Source organism: Streptomyces sp. NPDC051822 (assembly GCF_044452745.1).
In the GTDB taxonomy this organism is placed as follows: domain Bacteria; phylum Actinomycetota; class Actinomycetes; order Streptomycetales; family Streptomycetaceae; genus Streptomyces.
On the sequence record NZ_JBITBZ010000014.1, the window covers coordinates 237,635 to 258,679 of the forward strand.

Here is a 21,045-nt window from a genome sequence, read left to right on the forward strand (position 1 = left end):
CGGTCACCGGCCCGGCAGCGGGCGGCCCCGGTGGGGGACCGAGCTCAGGAGCAGGCGGGTGTACGGGTGTTGCGGGGCCTCCAGGACCCGCGCCGCCGGGCCGGTCTCCACGACCTGGCCGGACTTGAGGACGAGGACCTCGTCGGCGATGTGCCGGACCACCGCCAGGTCGTGCGTGACGAACAGGTAGCCGATGCCCGACTCCCGGCGGATCGTACCGAGGAGTTCGAGGATCTGCGCCTGGATCGACACGTCGAGCGCGGCGACGGCCTCGTCGAGGACGAGGACCCGGGGTTCCACGGCGAGGGCCCGGGCGATGGCCACCCGCTGCCGCTGGCCCCCGGAAAGGCCGCGGGGGAGGGCGGCGGCCTCGCGGGCGCCGAGGCCGACCTGGTCCAGGAGTTCGGCGACCCTGGCCCGGCGGCCGGCGGGGCCGAGGCCGGTGTGGAGGCGCAGGACCTCGTCCAGGCATCCCGAGACGGTCACCCGGGGGTCGAGCGAGAGGTACGGATCCTGGAAGACCATCTGGATCTCCCGCGCCCTGGCCAGCCGTTCCGACCGTCCCCGGGGCAGCGCGGAGCGGTCCCTGCCGTCCAGGCGGACGGTCCCGCCGTCGGGGCGTTCCAGGCCGACGAGCATCCGGACCGTGGTGGTCTTGCCGCAGCCCGACTCCCCGACGATCGCCAGGGATGCCCCGGATGCGAGGGAGAAGGACACGCCGTCCACCGCCGTGTGGTCCCCGTACCGCTTGCGCAGGCCCTCGACGACCAGGCCCGGGACGACAGGGCCTTCGACGGCGGTGCGCTCCTTCGCTGAGACGGTCACAGCGTGATCCCTTCGGCGGCGCGGTGGCAGGCGGCGAGTCCGTCGCCGTGCCGGGTCAGGACGGGCTTCTCCTCCGAGCAGCGCGGCACCGCGTGGGCGCAGCGCGCGGCGAAGGCGCACCCCGGCGGGGACTCGGCCAGGGAGACGGGACGCCCGGGGATCGGCCGGGGCGCGGGCGAGCCCGCCGCGATGCCCGGCGTACAGGCGAGCAGGCCTGCCGTGTACGGATGGCGCGGCCGGTCGAACAGCTCGTCGGTGCCGCGTGTCTCCACGATCCGGCCCGCGTACATCACGTACACCCGGTCGCAGACCGAGGCGGCGAGTTCGAGGTCGTGGGTGACGAAGAGCAGTCCCGTGCCGCGCTCCGCGCGCAGCCGGCCGAGGAGTGCGACGATCTCCGCCTGGGTGGTGACGTCCAGGGCGGTGGTCGGCTCGTCGGCGACGATCAGCGCGGGTTCGGCCGCCAGCGTGGCGGCGATGACGACGCGTTGGAGCATGCCGCCGGAGAACTCGTGCGGGCGGCGGCGCAGGGCGCCTCGGGGGTCGCGGATGCCGACCGCGTCGAGGAGTTCCAGTGCCCGCGCGGTCGCCGCGGCGGCCGGGGTGCCGGACGCGCGCAGCCCCTCGGTGAGGAAGTCCCCGACGCGGCGCAGCGGGTTCACCGAGGCCCGGGGGTCCTGGTAGACCATCGCGACCTGCCGGGCCCGCAGGGCGGCGAGTTCCGTACGGTTCATGGTGAGCACGTCCCGGCCGGCGACCAGGACCCGGCCGCCAGTGCGCGCACCCCGCGGCAGCAGTCCGAGGACGCTGCGGCAGGCCACGGACTTCCCGGACCCGGACTCGCCGACCAGGCCGACGCTCTCCCCGGCCCGTACCCGCAGGCCGATCCCGTCGAGGATCGGCCGGCCCGCACGGTCCTCGGGGAGGCGGACGTCGAGCCCGTCGATGTCCAGTACGGGAGTGGTGTCCCTCTGTTCCGTGTCCCTCTGTTCCTTCATGCCGTTCACCGCTCACGCTTCGCGATCCGGTCGGCGAGGCCCTCGCCGACGATGCCGAACGCCACCACGGCGAGCACGATGCACGCGGACGGCGCGAGGGCGGGCAGCATCGCCCCCTGCTGGACGGCCGACTGGCCCTCGTTGATCATGGCGCCCCAGTCGGCCGTCGGCGGCTGCACGCCGAAGCCGAGGTAGGAGAGAGCGGCCAGGTCCATCAGCGCGTACCCGAAGTTCATCGCGGACTGGGCGAAGACCGTGGGGGCGATGTTCGGCAGGAGGTGGCGCACGCAGACGGTCCAGCCGGACCAGCCCTGCACGCGGTACGCCTCGATGTACGGGCGGGCCTTCTCCTGGCGGGCGATGCCGCGGACGAGCCGGCCGACGTACGGCGTGTAGGCCACCGCCATGGCGATCACCGGCGCGGTCATCCCCGAGCCGACGACGGTCACGAGCAGGATGGCGAGGAGCAGACCGGGGATGGCGAAGACCGTGTCCATCGAGCGGGACAGGACCGTGTCCGCCCAGCCGCCCCGCCAGGCCGCCACGACACCGATCAGGGTGCCGAGGAGGGTGGAGACGGTGACGACGAGCAGCGGTCCCAGGAGTCCGGTGCGGGCGCCGTGGAGCAGTCGGGACAGGACGTCCCGCCCGGACTGGTCGGTGCCGAGGAGGTGGTCGGCGCCGGTGCCGACGAGGCTCGACGCGAGGTCGAGGGCCTCGGGGTCGTACGGGGCGAGTACGGGGGCGAGGAGGGCGACCAGGATGAGGGCGGCGAGCACCGCGACCGAGACGGTGAACATCGGGCCGTGGCCGAGGACGCGCAGCCGGCGCAGGCCGGGTCTGCGGTACGGGACCGAAGAGGTGGTGGTCATGAGGAGCCTTCCCCGTGGAGCGCGAGACGGGGGTCGATGAGGGGGGCGAGCAGGTCGACGGCGAGGTTGACGAGGACGAACGCGGCCACGCTGAGCAGGGTGATCGCCTGCACGACGGCGAAGTCCTGGGCGGTGACGGACGCCACGAGCAGGGAGCCGAGGCCTGGCACGTCGAAGGCCGTCTCGACGATCGACGTGCTGATGAGGAGTCCGGCGAGCATGGTGCCGCCGACGGTGACGACAGGGCCGAGCGCGTTGCGCAGCACGTGCCGGCGGACGACGGTCCGCTCCGCGACGCCGCGGGCGCGCGCCACCTCGACGTGCTCCCGGCCCAGTTCGTCGAGCATCGCCGAGCGGGTGACCCGGGCGAGGAGTCCCGCGAAGGTCATCGCGAGGGCGAACGCGGGCAGGGTCAGGTGGTACAGCTGCTGGGAGAGGCCGGCCGGGGCGCCGCCGGGGCCGGGGAACCAGCCGAGCTGCACCGAGAAGAGCGAGACGAGCGCGATGGCCGTGACGAAGGAGGGGGTGGCCGTGGCGACACCGGTGCCGATGAGCACCGTCCGGTCCACCGGACCGGGGCGCAGCGCGGCGAGGATCCCGGAGCCGACGCCGATGAGGGCGACGAGCAGGGCCGCGTAGGCGACGAGCAGGGCCGTGCCGGGCAGCCGGGAGGCGATGAGGCCGGCCACGTCCTGGTGGAACTGGGCGGAGGAGCCGAAGTCACCCCGCAGGACGCCGCCGAGCCACTTCGCGTACTGGACGGCCAGCGGGTCGTCCAGGTGGTGCCGGGTGCGCAGGGCCGCCACGGCCTCGGGCGTCGCGGGGCGGCCGTGGAGCAGGAAGGTCACCGGGTCGCCGGGGGCCAGGTGGATGGCGCCGAAGACCACGACCGAGGTCACGAACAGCACCGCCACGAGCCCGAGGAGCCGGCCGGCGAGGTAGCGGGTCATTACTGCGCGGCCCCGATCGTCGCGGCCCACGGGTAGTACAGCTGGGCGATGCCGGTGGGGGCACCGGTGATGCGCTTGCCGAGGAAGACGGAGTAGGGCGCCTCGTAGACGGGGAGGATGGGCAGCTCGCGCAGCGCGATCGCCTGGAGCTCGGCGGTCCTCTCGGCGCGCTTGGCGGGGTCGGGCTCCGCGTTGGCGCGGTCGAAGGCGACGTCGAACTCGGCGTCCGACCACTTGCCGTAGTTGCCGAAGTCCCCGGTGCGCAGGTACTGGTAGAACTCCAGCGGGTCCGGCGTGTTGTCGTAGCCCTGGGTGATGACGAGGTCGAGGCCGGCGCGCGCCTCCGGGTCGACGAAGATGTTGCTGTACGCCTCGGGGGCGACGGACTTCAGCCGGACGTCGAGGCCGATCCGGCGGCCGGCGTCCTGGACGGCGTTGGCGACGACGCTGATCTCGGGCGCGAGGGTGCTGGTCGCCAGGGTGATGGTGCGGCCGGCGACCCCGGCCTCTTGGATGAGCTTCTTCGCGGCTTCGACGTCGTACGCGGGCTCGGGCAGGGTGTCGTAGAGCGCGGCGGTCTTCTCCGGGGCCAGCGCCCAGGCACCGCGTGCGGCGGGGGCCTTGGCGGGAACGCCGACGCCACCGGCCGCGGCCTTGATGATGTTCTCGCGGTCGAGGGCCATGGAGAGGGCCTGGCGGACCTTGAGGTTGCCGAGCGGGCCGCGGAACTCGAGGACGGCGATGTTCGACGCGGCGGTGTTCGGGCCGAAGACGAGCGAGCCCTTGCCGCTGGAGCGCAGCTTGTCGAACGAGTTCGACGGGATCAGGTAGCCGCCGTCGGAGGTGCCCGAGAGGAAGGCGCTGGTGCGGGCCGCCGGGTCCTCGATGAAGGTGAACCTCACGGACCGGGACTTGGGGGAGAGCTTCTTGTCCCAGTAGGCGCCGTGCTTCTTGAGGGTGATGCCCGAGCCCTGGTCCCACGAGTCGAGGGAGAAGGGGCCGGTGCAGTTCACGCCGCCCTTGGGGGTGCCGTAGTCCTTGCCGGCCCTGGCCAGGTAGGCGGCGCTCTCGACGGTGCCGGGGGAGGCCGCCATCAGCTCGTGCAGGAGGACGTCCTCCTTGCCCAGGCGGATGGTGACCTCCAGCGGTCCGCTTTTCTCGATCGTGTCGACGTTCTTGAAGACCGAGCCCCACGGCGAGCCGGTCTCCGGGTCCATGTGGCGCTTGAGGGAGGCCACGACGTCGTCGGCGGTCATCGTCGTGCCGTCGTGGAACCTCACCCCGGAGCGCAGGGTGTAGACCAGCGTGCGCGGATCGGGCTGCTTGTACGAGACGGCCAGTCCCGGCTCGATCCTCATGTCGGGCGTGACCCGGAAGAGCTGCTCGCACACGTTCGCCAGCACGGTGTTCGGCGGGTAGTCGTACGCGAGGGCGTAGTCGAGCGTGTACGGCTCGGCGTACAGGGACCAGGTGAACGAGTCCAGGGTGCCCTTCGCGGGCGGAGAGGTCGGGGTGACCTCGTAGCCGGGCCCGCCGCCGGGGGCGGCCGTGGGCTTCGTGGCGCCGGAGCAGGCGGCCGTGGTGGCGGCGAGGGCGGCGGTACAGGTGAGGAGCGCGATGGTTCTCGACATGCGCATGCAGACCCACCCCTTTACGGGTGTAGTGACGGGCGCTGGGGGGATGGAGCGAGTATTGATGCGGGAACGTTCCCGCACAAGGTCTTGCGGGAACGGTTTTGCAAAGGTCAGAGAGATGGCAACATCGCCTCATGACCTCTGGATCACGGCACGGCGGGCAGCACTCGGCACCCACCCCGCGCGTCCGCCTCGTCGACGTCGCCCGCGAGGCGGGCCTGTCCAAGACGACCGTCTCGGCGGCTCTCAACGACACCGGAAGGCTCTCTCCCGCCGTACGGGAGAAGGCCCGCGAGACCGCGCGCAGAATGGGCTACCGACCCAATGCCACCGCGCGTCAACTACGCGCGGGTCGAGCCAAGTTGATCGGATACGTGGTCGGGGAGGCGGCCGACGCCCCCTCGGTCTTCCTGGAGTCGCCGTACTTCGCCCGGCTGACCGGGGCCACGGCGGCGACCGCGCTGCGACGCGGCTACGCCCTGGTCCTGCTGCCCTCCGGATCCCTGCAGAGCGAGTGGGCCGACCTGCCGCTCGACGCCGTGGTCGTCACCGACCCCGCCGCCGACGACCGGATCGTCGACGACGTGCTCGCCGCGGGGATCCCGGTGTTCAGCGACCGCTCCGTGGAAGGGCGGCAGGGGGCGCACTGGGTGGACGTCGACATCGACGCCGCCGTGCGCTCCGTCCTGGACCACTTCCGGGAGCAGGGTGCCCGCAGGCCCGTCCTCGTCGTGCCCGACAGCACCACCCGCTTCCATGCCGAGGTGTTCGCCGCCCACCGGGAGTGGTGCGCGGAGCACGGCCTGCCGGAGCGGGTCGTACGGGTCGGGGAACCCGGCAACGGACCGGTGGTCCGCGCCGTCGAGACCGCCCTGACGGGAGGCCCGGGGGCCGTCGGGGAGACGGTGGCCGATGGTGATCCGGCCGACGGCGGTGACCGGCCCGACGCCCTGTTCGTCGTCGCCGAGGCGAGCCCGCCCCTCGTCCTGGAGGCGGCGCGCCGTCACGGCTACGACGTACCCGGCGACCTGCTCCTCGTCTGTGTGAGCGAGGACGCCACGGCCGAGCACACCGACCCGCCCGTGACCGCACTGAGCCTGCGGCCCGAGGCGATCGCCGAGGCCGGCATCGACCACCTGGTGAAGGTCCTGGAGCACGGCAGCCGCGAGCCGTCCGGGACGCTCGTCCCGACCCGCCTCGACGTCCGCGCCTCCTCGGTGCGGTAGGGCTTGTCCGGGCCGCGTCAGACCGCGTGGACGAGCTTGCCGCCGACGTAGGTCCGCTCCACGCGGGCCTGCCCGATCTCCTCCGGCGGGGCCGTCAGGATGTCGCGGTCCAGGACCACGAGGTCGGCGAGGTTCCCGGGGCGCAGGCTGCCCGCGTCGTCGTGACCGTTCACGTGGGCGGTGCCGGCGGTGTAGGCGGCCAGCGCGGTCGGCAGGTCGAGCCGCTGCTCGGGGTAGAAGACCGGCCCGTCGGCGGACTGCGGATCCCGGCGGTTCACGGCCACGTGGATGCCCGCGATCGGGTCGGGGCTGCTGACGGGCCAGTCGCTGCCGGCCGCGAGCGTGGCCCCGGCGCGGACGAGGTCGCCGAAGGGGTACTGCCAGGCGGAACGCTCCGTGCCCAGGAACGGGATCGTCAGCTCGTCCATCTGCGGCTCGTGGGCCGCCCACAGGGGCTGGATGTTCGCGATGGCGCCGAGCGCGGCGAAGCGGGCCAGGTCGTCGGGGTGGACGACCTGGAGGTGGGCGAGGTGATGGCGGTTGCCGCGACGGCCGTTGACGCCGACCGCGGCCTCGATCGCGTCGAGCGCCTCCCGTACGGCCCGGTCGCCCAGGGCGTGGAAGTGGACCTGGAAGTCCAGGGCGTCCAGCTCGGTCACGTACCCGCGCAGCGCCTGCGGATCGACGAAGCTCAGACCGGAGTTGGCGGTGGCGCAGCCGCAGCCGTCCAGGTACGGGGCGGTCATCGCGGCGGTGAAGTTCTCCGCTACGCCGTCCTGCATGATCTTCACGGAGGTCGCGCGGAACCGGCCGGCGTTCAGCTTCTCGCGCCGAGCGAGAAGCTCCGGGATCTGCTCGGCGCCGCGCTCACGGTCCCACCAGAGGGCCCCGGTCACCCGGGCGGTGAGCGTGCCGTCGAGCGCGGCCGTCAGATAGGCGTCCGAGGGGTCGGGCTGCCCGTGGAACTCGCCGAGCATCGCGTCCTGCCAGCCGGTGACGCCGAGGGAGTGCAGCAGCGACTGGGCGCGGTGGAGCCCGGCGAGGCGGTCCGCGTCCGAACTCGGCGGCACCAGGTGGCCGACGAGGCCGGAGGCGCCCTCCTGGAGCATGCCGCTGGGGCTGCCGTCCGCCTCCCGCTCGATGCGGCCGTCGGCGGGGTCGGGGGTGTCGGCGGTGATCCCCGCGAGTTCGAGCGCCCGCGTGTTGGCCCAGGCGCCGTGGTGGTCACGGTTCACCAGCAGGACCGGCCGGTCCGGCACGATCGAGTCGAGCAGTTGCCGGGTCGGCAGGCCCCCCTCGAAGCTCTCCATCGACCAGCCGCCGCCGGAGATCCACTCCCGGTCCGGGTGGGCGTCCGCGTAAGCGCGGACCAGACGGAGGTACTCGTCGACGCTGACGGTCCCCGACAGGTCGCACTGGGCCAGCTCAGCCCCGGCGAACACCGCGTGGACGTGGGCGTCCTGGAAGCCGGGGATCAGCAGCTTCCCCGTCAGGTCGACGACCTCGGTGTCCGGGCCGATGAGCGCGCGGACCTCGTCGTGGCCGACGGCGGCGATCCGGTCGCCGACGACGGCGAGTGAGCTCGCCCGGGTACGGGCCGGGTCCACCGTGAAGACGGGACCGCGGGTGAAGACCAGATCGGCCTTGGTCATGCGCATGCTCCAGAGCGTGAGGCGGCGGGGTGGCTGGGCGCTATGGAAGCGGCAAGGCCGTTTACACGTCAATGGTGTTGACGTAAGGTCCCGGCCATGTCCGAGCGCGTGGTACCCGAAGGAAGCCGGCAGCGACGCCGCCCCACCAAACAGGGCGCCGTGCTCTCGGAACAGCTGATCGTCGACACGGCGCTCCGTCTGGTCGCCCAGCACGGCGCCGACGCCCTGTCGGTACGGAGGCTCGGCGCCGCCCTCGGCGCGGACCCGAGCGCGCTCTACCGCTACTTCCGCAACACGGACGCCCTCCTCCTCGCGATCGCGGACGAGCTGATCGGCCGGGCGCAGGACGGCTGGACGGCGACGGGCGACTGGCGCGAGGACCTCCGCTCGATGGGGCTGCGGATCCACGCCTGCTACCTCTCCCATCCGCAGGCCGCGGTCCTCGGGGCGTACCGCACGACAGGGCGCCTCCACGAGACCCGGGCCGTCGAGCGGATCCTCGGCATCCTCCGTACCGCCGGCTTCCCCGACGCGCTCGCCGTGCGGATCTACCACGCCTTCGTCGACCAGGCCCTCGCCTTCGCCGCCCAGGACGCCGCCGCGCTCTCCCTCCCGGCAGCCGCCCGGGAGAAGGAGGCGGCGGTCTGGCACGCGGTGTACGGCAAGCTGCCCGCCGACACCCATCCGCACATCGCCGCGACCTTCCCCCTGCTCGCCGCCGACATGAGCGACAGCGGCTATCCCTTCGCCCTGGAACTGATGCTCAGCGCGGTGGAGGCGCTCCGGCCGAGGGAGGGCCAGGGTTCCTAGGCAGCCGCGAGCGGGCGGTGGGCGTGCACGTACAGGTGCTGCTCGGGTTCCGCTCCCGGCCCGTGCGGCCGGTACAGGGCGGTGGAGTGGTGGACCACTTCCAGTCCCGCGTCTCCGAGGACGCGCAGCTGGTCCTCGGTCGCCAGGCTGCTCACCCTGACCTCGTGCCCCATCCACTCGATGCCGAGGAGCCGGATGTCACCCGGGACGGTGGCCATGACGAACGATCCGCCGGGCGCGACCCAGGAGGCCATCCGCGCCAGCGAGTCCGCGACGTCGGGCTGGTCCATCACGAGCAGCGGGAAGAAGGCGCACACCGCGTCGTACCCCCCGGCGGGGGGCCGGTAGGTCCGCACGTCGGCCTGCTCGAAGGCGGCGCCCGGCACCCGCTCGCCGGCCAGCCGTACCATCTCGCCCGACACGTCGATCCCGGTGACCCCGAAGCCGGCCCGCGTCAGGACCTCGGCCGTCGGGCGTCCCGTACCGCTGCCCACGTCGAGGACGCGCGCACGGGGCGCGAGGCGCTGCTTGAGCCAGTCGAGGGCGGCGAGCTGGCCGGGGATGTCCGCGAACACCTCCTCGTAGCGCGCGCCGACCTCGTCGAAGACCGCCGCGGCGGACTCTCCTCCGGGCTGTGGGTTCCCGCTCACTGTGCACCCTCCTCGTCCGGGTGAAGCTACGGCCACCGACACCGGCGGTCGGGGCCGTCGGCCCTCAGCATGCCAAGAGCCGGGCGCTTCGAGGGAGTCGTGGCGCGGTGGGAACCCGCCGGGGTCACGCCTCCTGTGCGGGCTCCCGGTCCAGGGGTGTGAGCTCCAGGGGTACGAGGTCCGGGCGCTTGGCGGTCCGGTCGTCGCCCGAGGAGTGGCCGCGCAGACGGCGGGCGATCCAGGGCCGGAGGAAGTCGGCGGCCCAGCGCAGTTCGACGGCGCCGGCTCGCAGGCCGACGGGCCGCGGCGGCGCGGGGGTGGGCAGGGGACGGGTCCAGGCGTCGTCGCTGCCGGGCAGCGCGAGGGCCTGGGCGACGGCGGCGGCGATGCGCTCGTGGCCGAGGGGACCGGCGTGCAGGCGGTCGGCGCTCCACAGGCGGGGATCGGTGACGACCGCGTGGTGGCCGGTCTCGGCGACGACGACGCCGTGCCGGTGCGCGGCCTCGCGGATGCGCTCGTTGAGGGCGGTGACGCGGTGGCTGACCGGCCGGGCCAGCGGGGTGATGCGGGCGACGTCCGGGAAGGTGAGGGTGGCGACGCGCGTGCCCTGAGCGGTGAGCGCGGCGAACATCGCCTCCAGGTGCCCGGCGACCTCGTCGGCGTCGAAGCGGGGCCGCAGCACGTCGTTGACGCCGGCCACCACCGTCGCCAGGTCCGGCCGCAGGGCGAGCGCGGGACCGAGCTGCCCGGCGTGCACCTGCCCGGCCAGGCGGCCCCGGACGGCGAGATTGGCGTACCGCAGGCCGGGGTTGTGGCGGGCCAGGTGTTCGGCGAGGCGGTCGGCCCAGCCGCGGAGTCCCGTCACGTCGTCGCCGTCGCCCACGCCTTCGGTCTGGCTGTCGCCGAGGGCCACGAACCGTGAGAAGGAAACCTGTGCGCCGGGCATGGCATGGCCTCTGTTTCGCTGGATGCCGAGGACGGGGGACGACGACTGCGGGCACGACCCTAGCCCCCCATGCACCTAATCAACTAATTGTGCAAGGCGTGGTGGTGTGGGGGCCCGGGGCGAAAGACCTAGGTCTGTCGTGGGAGGCCTCCTGGGCCATGGGCCCGATGCGGGCCCTGCGGGCCTCGGGCTAGCGTGCGAGCGTGCTGATGAAGACCCCCACCGCGCCCTCCGTCACCGACCTCGCCGTCCCCCGTGGCGAGGGGGTGAGCCCCGACGAGTTCCGGGCGGCGATGTCCCGCCTCGCGGCGGGCGTGGTCCTGGTGACCGCGCACAACCCCACCGGCGGCCCGGACGGCCGGGACGGCGAGGACGTCGGCATGACGGCCACCTCCTTCCTGTCGGTCTCCCTCGACCCGCCGCTCGTCCTGGTCAGCCTCCGCACCGGCTCCCGCATGGACGGCCTGCTCGCCGAGCTCCCGGTCTGGGGGATCTCGGTCCTCGCCGAGAGCCAGTGGCACGTCGCGGGCCGCTTCGCGACGAAGGGCCGCGTCTCCGACCGGCTCCTCTTCGCCGACCTCCCGTACACGCGGGGCGAGGAGAGCGGGGCGCCGCTGATGGGCGGGGCGCTCGCCACCCTGGAGTGCCGCACGGAGAGCCGTGTCGTGGCCGGCGACCACACGCTCGTGATCGGCCGCGTCCTGACGGCGGGACTGCCCTCGCAGGACGGCCGGTCACTCACCTACTTCCGGGGCGGGTACCGCCGCCTGGCGTAGCGTCGGCCCGCTCCCGCGACGCGCCGGATCGGCGCGCACCGCTCAAGCGGGTCCCGGTACGGCCCCGGGCCGAACTCCCCCTCCCCACCCGGGTGGAGAACCCGCTTGACCCGGTGTCAGCCCCGCAGGTCAGAATGGCCGCGGCGGTCTCCGAGGCCGCGTATCCGAGAACCCTGGAGGACCCAGCATGCGCGTCACCGCCTTCGACCACCTGGTGCTGAACGTCACCGACGTCGACAGGGCGCTCGCCTTCTACACGGGCCCCCTCGGCCTGGCGCCCGAGCGCGTCGAGGAGTGGCGGGCCGGCAAGGTCCCCTTCCCGTCGGTGCGCATCGACGAGAGCACCGTCATCGACCTCTTCTCCCGCCCGCGCGGCGAGTCGAACGTCGACCACATCTGCCTCGTCGTCGACCCCCTGGACTGGCAGGAGGTCATCGCCTCCGGGACGTTCGACGTCGTCGAGGGCCCCGTACCGCGCTGGGGCGCCCGGGGCTCGGCGCAGTCGGTCTACGTCAAGGACCCCGACGGCAACACCGTCGAGCTGCGCTGGTACCCGCAGGACGCCGAGGCCTGAGGGAAGACGCGTGCGCACGCCGTCCTCACCGGGTGAAGCGGAGCGGGCCGAGGCGTCGGCCGTCCGGATCGGCGCCCTCGTTCCGCTGACCCAGCCCGGCTGGGCGGAGGCCGGCCGGCATCTGCTGGCCGGCCTCGAACTGGCCGTTCGCGAGGTCAACGACGCCGGCGGGATCGCCGGAAGCCCCCTCGGCCTGGTCGTACGGGACACCGCGGCCGATCCGGAGAAGGCCGCGGCGGCCGTGGACGAACTGGCCCGCCTGGGCGTCGCCGCCGTGGCGGGGGAGTACCACAGCGTCGTCGCCCGTGCCGTCGCCGCCAGGGCCGACGCCCTCGGGCTGCCGTACCTCTGCTCGTCGGCGGTCCTCGACGCGCTCACCGACGAGCCGACGGACCAGGTCGCGCGCATCGCGCCGGCGCAGTCCCACGGCTGGCGCATCTACGCGGACTTCCTCCTCGGCGCGGGTCACCGGCGCGTCGCCGTGGCGGCCGATCCCAGCGTCTACTGGGCGTCCGGGACCCGGATCCTGCGGGACCACCTCGCCCCACGCGGCGGCACCGTCGTCGCACTCGACATGCGCGCGCTCACCCCCGCGGGCGTGTGCGACGCACTCGTCGACCACCGCGCGACGGTCCTCCTGCTGCTGGTCGGCCACCCGGAGCCCGCCGTACCGGTCGTCCAGGCCGTCCGCCACGACCGGCGACTCGCCGACGTCCTGATCGGCGCTCCGGCCGGGCAGCCGGAGTTCCACGAATGGGCGGCGGCGCTGGGTGGCGACGGCGCCGCGATCCCGTTCCTGTGCTACCGGCCCGAGCGCCTCGGACCACTCGGCGCACGCGTCGAGACGGTCCTGCGCGAGAGGCTGGGCGAGGCGCCGTCGTTCGTCGCCTTCGAGGGGTACGACACGGTCGTCGTCCTCGCCGACGTTCTGCGTGCGCGCGGGGCGGGCACCGCCGTGTCCTGGCCGGGCGTCGCGGTGGAAGGCACCCGCGGGCAGATCCGGTTCTCCCGCACGCCGGGCATCAGCGTGTGGCAGTGGGCGTGGGCGCCGGTCCACGTCGTGGACCGCGACCCCGCGGACCCCGATCGCTTCCGGACGCTCCACACGGGCTGAGCGGGCGGGTGCCGCTCCGTCACCGTGCCCCGCGCAGCCGAACGAGATAGACGGCGGTCACCGCGACGGCACGGTCAGGGTCCTGCGACAGCTCCACGAGGGCCTGCGACGCGGTGCTCCCCGGGATGTCCGCCAGGGCCTGGGTCAGCCGCACGCGGGCGGGCGCCTCCGTGGTGTCCTCGGCGAGGAGGCCGACGAGCCGGGCGGCGATCAGTTCCGCCGTCGCCGGGTCGCCCGCGAGCGAGGCCAGCGCGTCGGCGGCGTCGGTGTCGTTCCTTCCGGCCACGATCATGTCGACGAGCGTCGGCAGCCCGTCGGCCGCTCCCCGCGCTCCGAGCGCGAGCGCCGCGTGCCCGCGGACCACGATGTCGGGGTGCGCGAGGGCCTCCCGCAGCCGGGTGGTGGCCTCGTCGCCAGGCATCTCGGCGAGGGACACGACGGCGCGCTGCCGCACCGCCGCCACCGGGGAGCCGAGGCCCTCGGCGAGCAGGGCCGTGGCGTCTTCGCCGGATCGCGCGAGGGCCCACCGCAGCGCTCCGGCGACGTTCGTGTCCGTCTCGCTCAGTACGGCCTCCGCCAGAGCCTCCACCGGCACCGGAACCTCGTCGACCGAGGAGAGGGCGGCGCGCTGGCGCGCGTCGGCGCTCGTCGAGCGCAGTGCGTGGAGGAACGAGACGACCTGCAGGACGTCCTCCCAGCCGGTGGGGTCCGCAGCGTCGATCCGGCGCAGCCGGGTGAGCAACTCCGTCTCGGCCGCGATGCGTTCGCGGGTCTGCCGGATGAGGTCGGCGACGAGCGCCGAGGGCGTGAAGCCGGGATCGTCGAGCGCGCGGCCGATCTCCCGCAGCGAGAGCCCCAGGGATCGCAGGCTCTCGATGTGGAAGATCCGCCGGATGTCCGCGCCGGCGTACTCCCGGTAGCCCGAGCCCGTACGGCCCGACGGCCGCACCAGACCGAGCGACTCGTAATGCCTGAGCATGCGGGCACTGACCCCGGACCGCCGCGCCACCTCACCGATCAACACGCTTCATCCTCCCCCCTGCCCCGACCCGCCGAGGGCCACGACGCGCTTCGCCTCCTCGATCGCGGACTCGAAGCCCATGTCGGGGTCGTTCAGCAGCTGTTCGGTGGCGAGCGCGTGCGTGCGCACCCGCGGGTCGGGGCCCGTCGCCGCGGCACGCAGTGCGGGGACGACGGCGTCGCCCAGTGCGACGAGCGCCCGGCTGAGACTCAGCCGCGTCTCCCGCTCGCCGCGCCCGAGCTGGGTCGCGAGCACCGTGGCAAGCGAGGCCTCCTCGCCTTCCGGTACGAGCAGGACGGCGGCCCGCCAGGCGCTCCGCGCCACTTCGTCGTCGGCGTCGGACAGCAGCGCCCGGGTGATCGCAGGCCACGCGGTCCGGTCCCCGATCTTGGACAGCGTGTGCAGCGCCTGGCTGCGTGCCTGCGGACGGTCCGAGCGGACCTCGCGGAGCAGCTCGGGGAGCGTCATGGACACCGGGTGCCGGGTGAGCGCCCAGGTCAGCATGTCGCGGACGAAGAACTCGGGCTCGATCGCGCTCCGCTCGACGAGCTTGTCGACGAAGCGCGGGTCCGGCGTCGTACCGACCGCAAGAGCCGCCCGCAGCCGCACGGACGCACTGCCGTCCTCCAGGGCCTGGAGCGCTCGTGCCACATCCGTGTCCTGTGTCCTCATGGTCATCGGGACCACCTCCTCGGCAAGCAGTGAAGGCCTTGTCACCGTGTCAAGGTCAAGCGGGACCGTCACGCGAGGTCGCATTCCCGACCGCTCCCCTTACGGGGGAAAGGGTTTCCCCTTAGCCTCACCCCTGCCCGCAAGTCACCTGTCGGTCAACGAAACGATGATGGGCGTACGGCCCGGAGGTCGCCATGAGTTCCGCACCGCACCCGCTCGAAAGCCGCCCGGCGTCCATGGCGCATCTCTTCCTCTCCCGGGTCGAGGCCACCCCCGACCGGGAGGCGTACCGCTATCCCGTGGCGGCCGACGCCGGCGCTCCCGGCACCGAGGTGTGGCGGTCCCTGACGTGGTCCGGGGCCGCCGAGCGCGTGAAGGCGATCGCGGCCGGCCTGCTCGCCCTCGGGCTGGGCCCCGAGGAACGGGTGGCCATCACCTCCTCGACCCGCGTGGAGTGGATCCTCGCCGATCTGGGCGTGATGTGCGCGGGAGCCGCCGCCACCTCCGTCTATCCGAGTACCGACGCCGGCGAGACGGCGTACATCCTCGCCGACTCCGGCAGCCGGGCCGTCTTCGTCGAGGACGCCGTCCAGCTGGCCAAGGTGGTCACCCACACGGACCGGCTGCCCGGCCTCGACCACGCCATCCTCTTCGACGCCGAGGGGGACGTGCCCCGGGTCGAGGGGCTCGACGTGCTGACCCTGGCTGAGCTGGAGCGGCGCGGTACGGCGTACCTGCGGGAGCGTCCCGACGCGGTCGACGCGGCGGTCCGGGCCATCGGGCCCGAGCAGCTCGCCACCCTGATCTACACCTCCGGCACGACCGGCCGCCCCAAGGGCGTGCGCCTGGTGCACGACTGCTGGTCGTACCAGGGGGTCGCCCAGGAGGTGAGCGGGCTGCTGCGCCCCGACGACGTGCAGTTCCTGTGGCTGCCGCTGTCCCACGTCTTCGGCAACGCCCTGATCGCCGGCCAGGTGAGGACCGGTCACGTCATCGCCGTGGACGGGCGGATCGACCGCATCGTCGCCAACCTGCCCGCCGTCCGTCCCACCGTCATGGCGTCCGCGCCGCGGATCTTCGAGAAGGTCTACAACGGCATCGCGGGCAGGGCGCGGGCCGAGGGCGGCGTCAAGTACAAGATCTTCCTGTGGGCGGCGAAGGTCGCCCGTGACCACGCGCGGACCGGTCAGGAACGCAGGGCGGCGACCGGGCGGAGCACCGTGCCCCCGTGGCTCGCCGTGCGGCACGCCGTCGCCGACAGGCTGGTCTACGGCAGGATCCGGGCGGCCTTCGGAGGGCGACTGCGCGGGAGCGCCTCGGGCAGCGCAGCCCTCGCCCCCGAGATCGGCTACTTCTTCGCGGGCGCGGGCGTACCCGTGCTGGAGGGCTACGGCCTGACGGAGACCAGCGGCGGTTGCACCGTCAACCGTGCCGACGACTACCGGGTGGGTACGGTCGGCGTCCCCCTGCCGGGCACCGAGGTGCGGGTGGCCGAGGACGGGGAGCTGCTCCTGAGGGGCCCCGGTGTCATGCGCGGCTACCACAACCTTCCGGAACAGACCGCCGAGGTGCTGGACGGCGACGGCTGGCTCCACACCGGCGACATCGGCGAGGTGGACGCGGACGGCTTCGTCCGGATCACCGACCGCAAGAAGGACCTGTTCAAGACGTCGGGCGGCAAGTACGTCGCACCCACGGAGATCGAGAGCCGTTTCAAGGCCGTCTGCCCGTACACCAGCAACATCGTCGTCATCGGCAACGGCCGCAACTACTGCACCGCCCTGATCACGGTCGACGAGAGCGTCATCATGCCCTGGGCGGAGTCCCGGGGCCTCGGGGGCCGCAGCTACGCCGAGGTCGCCTCCTCGCCGGAGGCGCACGCGCTGATCGAAGGCTTCGTGGCGCGCGTCAACGGTGATCTGCAGCGCTGGCAGACCATCAAGAAGTTCGCGGTCCTGCCGCGCGACCTCGACGTCGAACACGGCGAACTCACCCCGAGCCTCAAGGTCAAGCGGCCCGCGGTGGAGCGCGAGTACGCCGGGACCATCGAAGCCATGTACGAGGGTTCCCGCGAAGCGTGAGGCCGAATGTCTCGACGGCGGGCCCATCGATCAGGGAAACTGTTCACAACAGGCCTACACCCAGGCCACGTTGAGTGACTTCTGCATCAATACGGGGGAGAACATGGGAAGATCCATCCATCGCGGCTTGGCGCGCACCGCGGGCGCGGTCGCGGCGTCGCTCCTGATCATCGGCGGCACGGCCGGCACCACGTTCGCCGCCGAGACCGACCGCACGGTCTCCGCCGCCGACACCTGGTACCCGTCGGTCGAGGTCAACAACAACTTCGCGGTGGTCGCGACCACGCACCCCGACACGGTGGGCTGCAACGGGTACAACGTGACCGGGTCGGGCACCTCCACCGGCAGGCCGATAGCCAGCGGCACCTGGACGCAGACAGAAGTGGCGTGCTTGGGGACCATCCCCGGCAAGTGGGACATCAAGGGGACGGCGTCCATAACGGAGGCCGACGGTGACAAGCTCAACATCAGCTACCAGCTCACCGCGCCGGTGACGTCGGACACCATGGTGTACCCGACTGGCACGTTCAAGATCACCGGTGGCGCCGGGAACTACGAGTTCGCGACCGGCAGCGGCAAGATGAACGCCCGGGTCAACCTCCTGGACCACGGCCACGTCAGCAGTTCGCTCCTCGGCGAGATCCAGTACCTGGGCTGACCCACCGGATGACAGCACCGTGACACGCTCAGAGCCGGCCCCGCCTTCGGGGCCGGCTTCGTCCTTCTGACTGCGCACCTCAAGGGGCCGCACCATGAAGAGCACGATGCAGGACCGTCAGCTGCTCGTCCGCGACATCCTCGCGCACGGGCAACGCGTCTACGGGAACAGCCGGGTGGTGCGCTGCGCCGACGGCCCGACCCCGCGATCCGCACAGACCTTCGCCGACATCGCCCGCCAGGCCGAGCAACTCGCCGCGGCGCTGACCCGGCTCGGCGTACAGCCCGGAGAGCGCGTCGCCACCCTGGCCTGGAACACCCCCGAACATCTGGTGGCCTATCTCGCCGTCCCGAGCATGGGCGCGGTGCTCCACACCCTCAACCTGCGCCTCCACCACGACCAGCTCGGATACATCGTCGAGCACGCCGAGGACGCCGTCCTCCTGGTCGACGCGACCCTCCTCGACATGCTCACCCCCCTGCGGAAACGGCTGGGCGGCGTACGCCACGTGGTCGTCATCGGCGACGCGCCGAAGACCGACCTGCCCGCCCACATCGCCGTGCACCACTGGGACGACATCCTGGCGGCCGAGCCGCCCGGCTTCGTCTGGCCCGACCTGGACGAGCGGGACGCGGCGGCGCTCTGCTACACCACCGGCACCACAGGCGACCCCAAGGGCGTGGCCTACAGCCACCGTTCCATCGCCCTGCACACCCTCGGCGTCTCGACCGGTGCCGGCTTCGCGATGCACGAGGGGGACCGCGTCCTGCCCATCGTGCCGATGTTCCACGCCAACGCCTGGGGCTGGCCCTACGCCGCCTGGCTGGCGGGCTCCGACCTGATCATGAACGGGCGGCTGCTGCACACCCCGGACCTGGCCCGGATCATCAACGAGGAGCGCCCCACCGCCGTGGCGGCGATCTGCACGATCTGGAACAGCCTGGTGCACCACGGCGCCCGGCACCCCCTGGACCTCGGCGGCGTACGGCTCGCGGGCTGCGGCGGCGCGACCCCGCCGCGCGCCCTGCTCCAGGAGCTCAAGGACCGCTACGGGGTCCGCCTCAAGCAGGGCTGGGGACTGACCGAGACCAGCCCCCTGGCCACCTTCGCGGTCCCCCCGAACGGCACCCCTGACGAGGAAGAGGTCGGCTGGCTGGCCAAGAGCGGCCGGGTGATGCCCTTCGTGGAGGTGCGGCTGATCGCGGAGGACGGCAGCGAGCAGCCCTGGGACGGAACCTCGGTGGGCGAGCTGGAACTGCGCGGGCCCTGGGTCACCGGCTCGTACTACGACACCGAGGACCAGCCCGAGAAGTTCCACGACGGCTGGCTGCGCACCGGCGACCTGGGAGTCATCGAACCGGGCGGCTGGGTGGTGGTCAGCGACCGCCTCAAGGACGGCATCAAGAGCGGCGGCGAGTGGATCTCCACCATCGAGCTGGAGAACGCGATCATCGAGCACCCCGCGGTCCTCGAAGCCGTCGTCGTCGGCGTACCCGACCCGCGCTGGGAGGAACGCCCGCTGGCGTGCGTGTCGCTGGTGCCGGGCGCCGAGACCGGCGGGGACGAGCTGCGGGAGTTCCTGACCGGGCGGGTGGCGCGCTGGTGGATCCCGGAGCGGTGGTCGTTCGTGGACGCGGTGCCCAAGACCAGCGTCGGCAAGTACGACAAGCGGGCGGTGCGCACGCTGTACGCGGACGGAGCGCTGGACGTCCGGGAACCGGGTGGTCCGGACGGGACGAAACCGTAGGGGGTGTCTTGCCGATCAGGCCGGGCTCGCGGCGTGACCGACAAGACACCCCCTAGCGCTGAACGGCGGGGCGGCGCCCCGGATCGCCCGGAGCGCCGCCTCCCGTACGCCTCAGGCCGCCGAACGGCGTGCCGCCTCCGCGAGCAGCTCCCGCTGCCCTTCGGGGCCGAGGCCCAGTTCCCGTACCAGCCGGAGCGTCAGCACCAGACGGGCCTGGATCGTCGTCTCCGGATCCGGGTGCTCACCGCCGGGCGCAGTGCCCTCGTCCAGACCGTCGGTGATCAGGCGGGCGAGGAACGCCGGGTCGAAGTCCTCCGCGCCGGCCTCCAGGGATCCGAGGAAGTCCGCGACGTAGCCGTCGACCTCCTCCTGCGTCGCGCCCTCCGGGAAGCGGCGCCGGGCCGCGAGCCCGAAGGCGACGCCCACCGCGTGCCCGTAGAGCGGGTCGGCGGGGTCGAGGGCGGCGGACTTCTGCGCGAACCCGATGAAGTCGAACGCCAACAGGGCGCCCAGGAAGTCGAGTTCGACGGATCCGGCGGGGGTGGAGATCTCGGTGGTCATGACGGCTCGCCTTCTGCCGCGGGGGATGCGGCCGTGGTTCCGTGGGCGGCGGTCGTGATCGCCGCCGCGACGTGTTCGGCGTCCCGGCCGACGAAGCCGATCAGCGCGGAGCCGCGGGTACGCATCCGGTACAGGCCCAGGTAGTAGCTGCCCGGCACCGCCCCGATGCCCTCCGTCTGCCGCGGCTCGCCGGCCTCGTCGAGCATCTCCGGGTCGAGCCAGCTCCAGTCGGTGCGGAAACCGGTCGCCCAGATCACCGTGGACGGCTTGACGCGCTCGCCGCCGGCGACCAGCAGCTCGGCGCCCTCCGCGCCGGTGACCCGGCCCACCGTCCGTATCCGGCCCTCCGCGACGAGCTCGGGCACCCGGTCGCCGACGACGGGGTCGGGAGCCTGCATGTTCACCGGCAGGCTCATCACCCCGAGGACGCTCATCCACCAGAACATGTCCCGGCCGACGACGGTCTGCGGCAGCGGCGGTGAGACCGCCTCGCTGCAACTCAGCACCACCTCGTGGGTCCTGGCCAGTTCCCCGGCGATCTGCCGGCCCGAGTTGCCGTCGCCGACGACCACCACCGTGCCCTGCGCCACCTGGGCGGGGCCCCGGTACTCGCTGGTGTGCAGGGTGGGTACGTCCGGGCTGAGCCCGGCGGCGAGATCCGGGATCCGGGGCGTACCGAACGCCCCGGTCGCGATCACGACCCGGTCGGCCCGGCAGTCACCGTGCGGCGTCGACAGCAGATAGCCGTCACCGTCCCTGCGCAGCGAGAGGACCGGATGGTCGGTGAGCACCGGGAGCTCGAACCGCTCGGCGTAGTCGCGCAGGTACGCCACGACCTCGTCCTTGCCGGGGTAGTGCGCGCCGTGGCCGGGGAAGGGCAGGCCCGGCAGGCCGGAGAACTGCGCCGACGTGAACAGCGTCAGCGAGTCCCAGCGCCGCTGCCAGGTCTCGCCGACCTCGCTCCCCGCGTCGAGCAGTACGCACGGCACGCCGGCCTGCCGCAGGTGGTACCCGACGGCGAGGCCGGACTGACCCGCTCCGACGACGGCGACCGGCACGGTGGCCGGCAGCCCGCCCGTCGGCCGCCGTTTCGGGTCGGGCTGATCAGTCGGCCGATCAGTCGGCTGATCGGTTCGCTGGTCGGTTCGCATACAGAATGTCCTCACTTCGCTTCTCGGGGCCGGCCGCAGGTGGTACCCGACGGCGAGGCCGGACTGACCCGCTCCGACGACGGCGACCGGCACGGTGGCCGGCAGCCCGCCCGTCGGCCGCCGTTTC

Annotated in this window: 20 protein-coding genes; 8 read left to right on the top strand and 12 right to left on the bottom strand. The window is 73.0% G+C overall.

The window, feature by feature from the left end; all coding sequences use genetic code 11:
- Window positions 1–3: 3 nt before the first annotated feature.
- From ACIA8N_RS33120 to ACIA8N_RS33140, 5 genes are read right to left on the bottom strand one after another with little or no spacing between them, the layout of a single operon-like run.
- Window positions 4–825: an ATP-binding cassette domain-containing protein gene (locus ACIA8N_RS33120; RefSeq protein ID WP_365786415.1), complete on the bottom strand. Its 822-nt coding sequence runs from the start codon at window positions 823–825 to the stop codon at window positions 4–6.
- A complete protein-coding gene (locus ACIA8N_RS33125) occupies window positions 822–1,823 on the bottom strand; it encodes an ABC transporter ATP-binding protein (RefSeq protein WP_365786413.1) in 1,002 nt (333 codons plus the stop codon). Before ACIA8N_RS33125 ends, ACIA8N_RS33120 begins: the two co-directional genes overlap by 4 nt.
- A 5-nt stretch (window positions 1,824–1,828) precedes the next feature.
- Complete coding sequence (locus ACIA8N_RS33130; RefSeq protein WP_365786411.1) at window positions 1,829–2,695, bottom strand: ABC transporter permease; 867 nt, start codon at window positions 2,693–2,695, stop codon at window positions 1,829–1,831.
- Window positions 2,692–3,645 carry an ABC transporter permease gene (locus ACIA8N_RS33135; protein ID WP_365786409.1) on the bottom strand — a complete coding sequence of 318 codons (954 nt, stop codon included), beginning with the start codon at window positions 3,643–3,645 and terminating at the stop codon, window positions 2,692–2,694. The genes ACIA8N_RS33130 and ACIA8N_RS33135 overlap by 4 nt, the downstream gene beginning before the upstream one ends.
- A complete protein-coding gene (locus ACIA8N_RS33140; RefSeq protein ID WP_365786406.1) occupies window positions 3,645–5,282 on the bottom strand; it encodes an ABC transporter substrate-binding protein in 1,638 nt (545 codons plus the stop codon). The genes ACIA8N_RS33135 and ACIA8N_RS33140 overlap by 1 nt, the downstream gene beginning before the upstream one ends.
- A gap of 131 nt (window positions 5,283–5,413) precedes the next feature.
- Here ACIA8N_RS33140 and ACIA8N_RS33145 point away from each other — a divergent pair, with 131 nt between their 5' ends.
- Window positions 5,414–6,505, top strand: coding sequence for a LacI family DNA-binding transcriptional regulator (locus ACIA8N_RS33145; RefSeq protein WP_365786404.1), 1,092 nt, complete (start codon window positions 5,414–5,416; stop codon window positions 6,503–6,505).
- Between the two features lie 17 nt (window positions 6,506–6,522).
- On the opposite strand, the gene ACIA8N_RS33150 is transcribed toward ACIA8N_RS33145, so the two are convergent.
- Entirely contained in the window at window positions 6,523–8,157 is a 1,635-nt protein-coding gene (locus ACIA8N_RS33150; protein WP_365786473.1) for an amidohydrolase, read from the bottom strand.
- A gap of 96 nt (window positions 8,158–8,253) precedes the next feature.
- On the opposite strand from ACIA8N_RS33150, the gene ACIA8N_RS33155 reads away from it, so the two are divergent.
- Window positions 8,254–8,967 carry a TetR/AcrR family transcriptional regulator gene (locus tag ACIA8N_RS33155; RefSeq protein WP_365786402.1) on the top strand — a complete coding sequence of 238 codons (714 nt, stop codon included), beginning with the start codon at window positions 8,254–8,256 and terminating at the stop codon, window positions 8,965–8,967.
- Here the strand turns inward: ACIA8N_RS33155 and ACIA8N_RS33160 are convergent.
- Both ACIA8N_RS33160 and ACIA8N_RS33165 read right to left on the bottom strand, forming a co-directional pair.
- Window positions 8,964–9,617, bottom strand: a complete 654-nt coding sequence (locus ACIA8N_RS33160) for a methyltransferase domain-containing protein (RefSeq protein WP_365786400.1) — start codon at window positions 9,615–9,617, stop codon at window positions 8,964–8,966. The two genes, ACIA8N_RS33155 and ACIA8N_RS33160, sit on opposite strands and share 4 nt — an antisense overlap.
- A gap of 124 nt (window positions 9,618–9,741) precedes the next feature.
- Window positions 9,742–10,563, bottom strand: a complete 822-nt coding sequence (locus ACIA8N_RS33165) for an SGNH/GDSL hydrolase family protein (RefSeq protein ID WP_365786398.1) — start codon at window positions 10,561–10,563, stop codon at window positions 9,742–9,744.
- 209 nt (window positions 10,564–10,772) lie between these two features.
- On the opposite strand from ACIA8N_RS33165, the gene ACIA8N_RS33170 reads away from it, so the two are divergent.
- The 3 genes from ACIA8N_RS33170 to ACIA8N_RS33180 all read left to right on the top strand — a co-directional run bounded on the left by ACIA8N_RS33170 (window position 10,773) and on the right by ACIA8N_RS33180 (window position 13,027).
- Window positions 10,773–11,339: a flavin reductase family protein gene (locus ACIA8N_RS33170; RefSeq protein WP_365786471.1), complete on the top strand. Its 567-nt coding sequence runs from the start codon at window positions 10,773–10,775 to the stop codon at window positions 11,337–11,339.
- A gap of 187 nt (window positions 11,340–11,526) precedes the next feature.
- Window positions 11,527–11,913 (top strand): VOC family protein, encoded by a 387-nt coding sequence (locus ACIA8N_RS33175; protein ID WP_030220466.1) that lies wholly within the window; start codon window positions 11,527–11,529, stop codon window positions 11,911–11,913.
- 10 nt (window positions 11,914–11,923) lie between these two features.
- A complete protein-coding gene (locus ACIA8N_RS33180; protein ID WP_365786396.1) occupies window positions 11,924–13,027 on the top strand; it encodes an ABC transporter substrate-binding protein in 1,104 nt (367 codons plus the stop codon).
- A 19-nt stretch (window positions 13,028–13,046) separates the two neighbouring features.
- Here the strand turns inward: ACIA8N_RS33180 and ACIA8N_RS33185 are convergent, their stop codons facing one another.
- Together ACIA8N_RS33185 and ACIA8N_RS33190 are read right to left on the bottom strand one after the other, a co-directional pair.
- The gene (locus ACIA8N_RS33185; RefSeq protein WP_365786394.1) at window positions 13,047–14,051 is read right to left on the bottom strand and encodes a MerR family transcriptional regulator; all 1,005 of its coding nucleotides are present in this window, start codon (window positions 14,049–14,051) and stop codon (window positions 13,047–13,049) included.
- Between the two features lie 3 nt (window positions 14,052–14,054).
- Window positions 14,055–14,726, bottom strand: coding sequence for a HEAT repeat domain-containing protein (locus tag ACIA8N_RS33190; protein WP_365786392.1), 672 nt, complete (start codon window positions 14,724–14,726; stop codon window positions 14,055–14,057).
- Window positions 14,727–14,914: 188 nt separating this feature from the next.
- Between ACIA8N_RS33190 and ACIA8N_RS33195 the strand changes: the two genes are divergently transcribed.
- The 3 genes from ACIA8N_RS33195 to ACIA8N_RS33205 all read left to right on the top strand — a co-directional run bounded on the left by ACIA8N_RS33195 (window position 14,915) and on the right by ACIA8N_RS33205 (window position 19,206).
- Window positions 14,915–16,801 carry an AMP-binding protein gene (locus tag ACIA8N_RS33195; RefSeq protein ID WP_365786390.1) on the top strand — a complete coding sequence of 629 codons (1,887 nt, stop codon included), beginning with the start codon at window positions 14,915–14,917 and terminating at the stop codon, window positions 16,799–16,801.
- Between the two features lie 127 nt (window positions 16,802–16,928).
- A complete protein-coding gene (locus ACIA8N_RS33200) occupies window positions 16,929–17,459 on the top strand; it encodes a hypothetical protein (protein ID WP_365786388.1) in 531 nt (176 codons plus the stop codon).
- Window positions 17,460–17,553: 94 nt separating this feature from the next.
- Complete coding sequence (locus ACIA8N_RS33205; RefSeq protein WP_365786386.1) at window positions 17,554–19,206, top strand: long-chain fatty acid--CoA ligase; 1,653 nt, start codon at window positions 17,554–17,556, stop codon at window positions 19,204–19,206.
- Between the two features lie 111 nt (window positions 19,207–19,317).
- On the opposite strand, the gene ACIA8N_RS33210 is transcribed toward ACIA8N_RS33205, so the two are convergent.
- Together ACIA8N_RS33210 and ACIA8N_RS33215 are read right to left on the bottom strand one after the other, a co-directional pair.
- Window positions 19,318–19,767 (bottom strand): hypothetical protein, encoded by a 450-nt coding sequence (locus ACIA8N_RS33210; protein ID WP_365786384.1) that lies wholly within the window; start codon window positions 19,765–19,767, stop codon window positions 19,318–19,320.
- Window positions 19,764–21,045: flavin-containing monooxygenase (locus ACIA8N_RS33215; protein ID WP_399416858.1), on the bottom strand; the 1,282-nt coding region annotated here is incomplete at its 5' end. The genes ACIA8N_RS33215 and ACIA8N_RS33210, both read right to left, overlap by 4 nt.

Bases quoted from the DNA above. Each gene is read 5' to 3' on its own strand.
- ACIA8N_RS33145 (WP_365786404.1), top strand. From the start codon at position 5,414: ATGACCTCTGGATCACGGCACGGCGGGCAGCACTCGGCACCCACCCCG.
- ACIA8N_RS33175 (WP_030220466.1), top strand. From the start codon at position 11,527: ATGCGCGTCACCGCCTTCGACCACCTGGTGCTGAACGTCACCGACGTC.
- ACIA8N_RS33135 (WP_365786409.1), bottom strand. From the start codon at position 3,645: ATGACCCGCTACCTCGCCGGCCGGCTCCTCGGGCTCGTGGCGGTGCTG.
- ACIA8N_RS33130 (WP_365786411.1), bottom strand. From the start codon at position 2,695: ATGACCACCACCTCTTCGGTCCCGTACCGCAGACCCGGCCTGCGCCGG.
- ACIA8N_RS33190 (WP_365786392.1), bottom strand. From the start codon at position 14,726: ATGACCATGAGGACACAGGACACGGATGTGGCACGAGCGCTCCAGGCC.
- ACIA8N_RS33165 (WP_365786398.1), bottom strand. From the start codon at position 10,563: ATGCCCGGCGCACAGGTTTCCTTCTCACGGTTCGTGGCCCTCGGCGAC.
- ACIA8N_RS33205 (WP_365786386.1), top strand. From the start codon at position 17,554: ATGAAGAGCACGATGCAGGACCGTCAGCTGCTCGTCCGCGACATCCTC.
- ACIA8N_RS33155 (WP_365786402.1), top strand. From the start codon at position 8,254: ATGTCCGAGCGCGTGGTACCCGAAGGAAGCCGGCAGCGACGCCGCCCC.
- ACIA8N_RS33195 (WP_365786390.1), top strand. From the start codon at position 14,915: ATGAGTTCCGCACCGCACCCGCTCGAAAGCCGCCCGGCGTCCATGGCG.
- ACIA8N_RS33210 (WP_365786384.1), bottom strand. From the start codon at position 19,767: ATGACCACCGAGATCTCCACCCCCGCCGGATCCGTCGAACTCGACTTC.
- ACIA8N_RS33150 (WP_365786473.1), bottom strand. From the start codon at position 8,157: ATGACCAAGGCCGATCTGGTCTTCACCCGCGGTCCCGTCTTCACGGTG.
- ACIA8N_RS33170 (WP_365786471.1), top strand. From the start codon at position 10,773: ATGAAGACCCCCACCGCGCCCTCCGTCACCGACCTCGCCGTCCCCCGT.
- ACIA8N_RS33125 (WP_365786413.1), bottom strand. From the start codon at position 1,823: ATGAAGGAACAGAGGGACACGGAACAGAGGGACACCACTCCCGTACTG.
- ACIA8N_RS33140 (WP_365786406.1), bottom strand. From the start codon at position 5,282: ATGCGCATGTCGAGAACCATCGCGCTCCTCACCTGTACCGCCGCCCTC.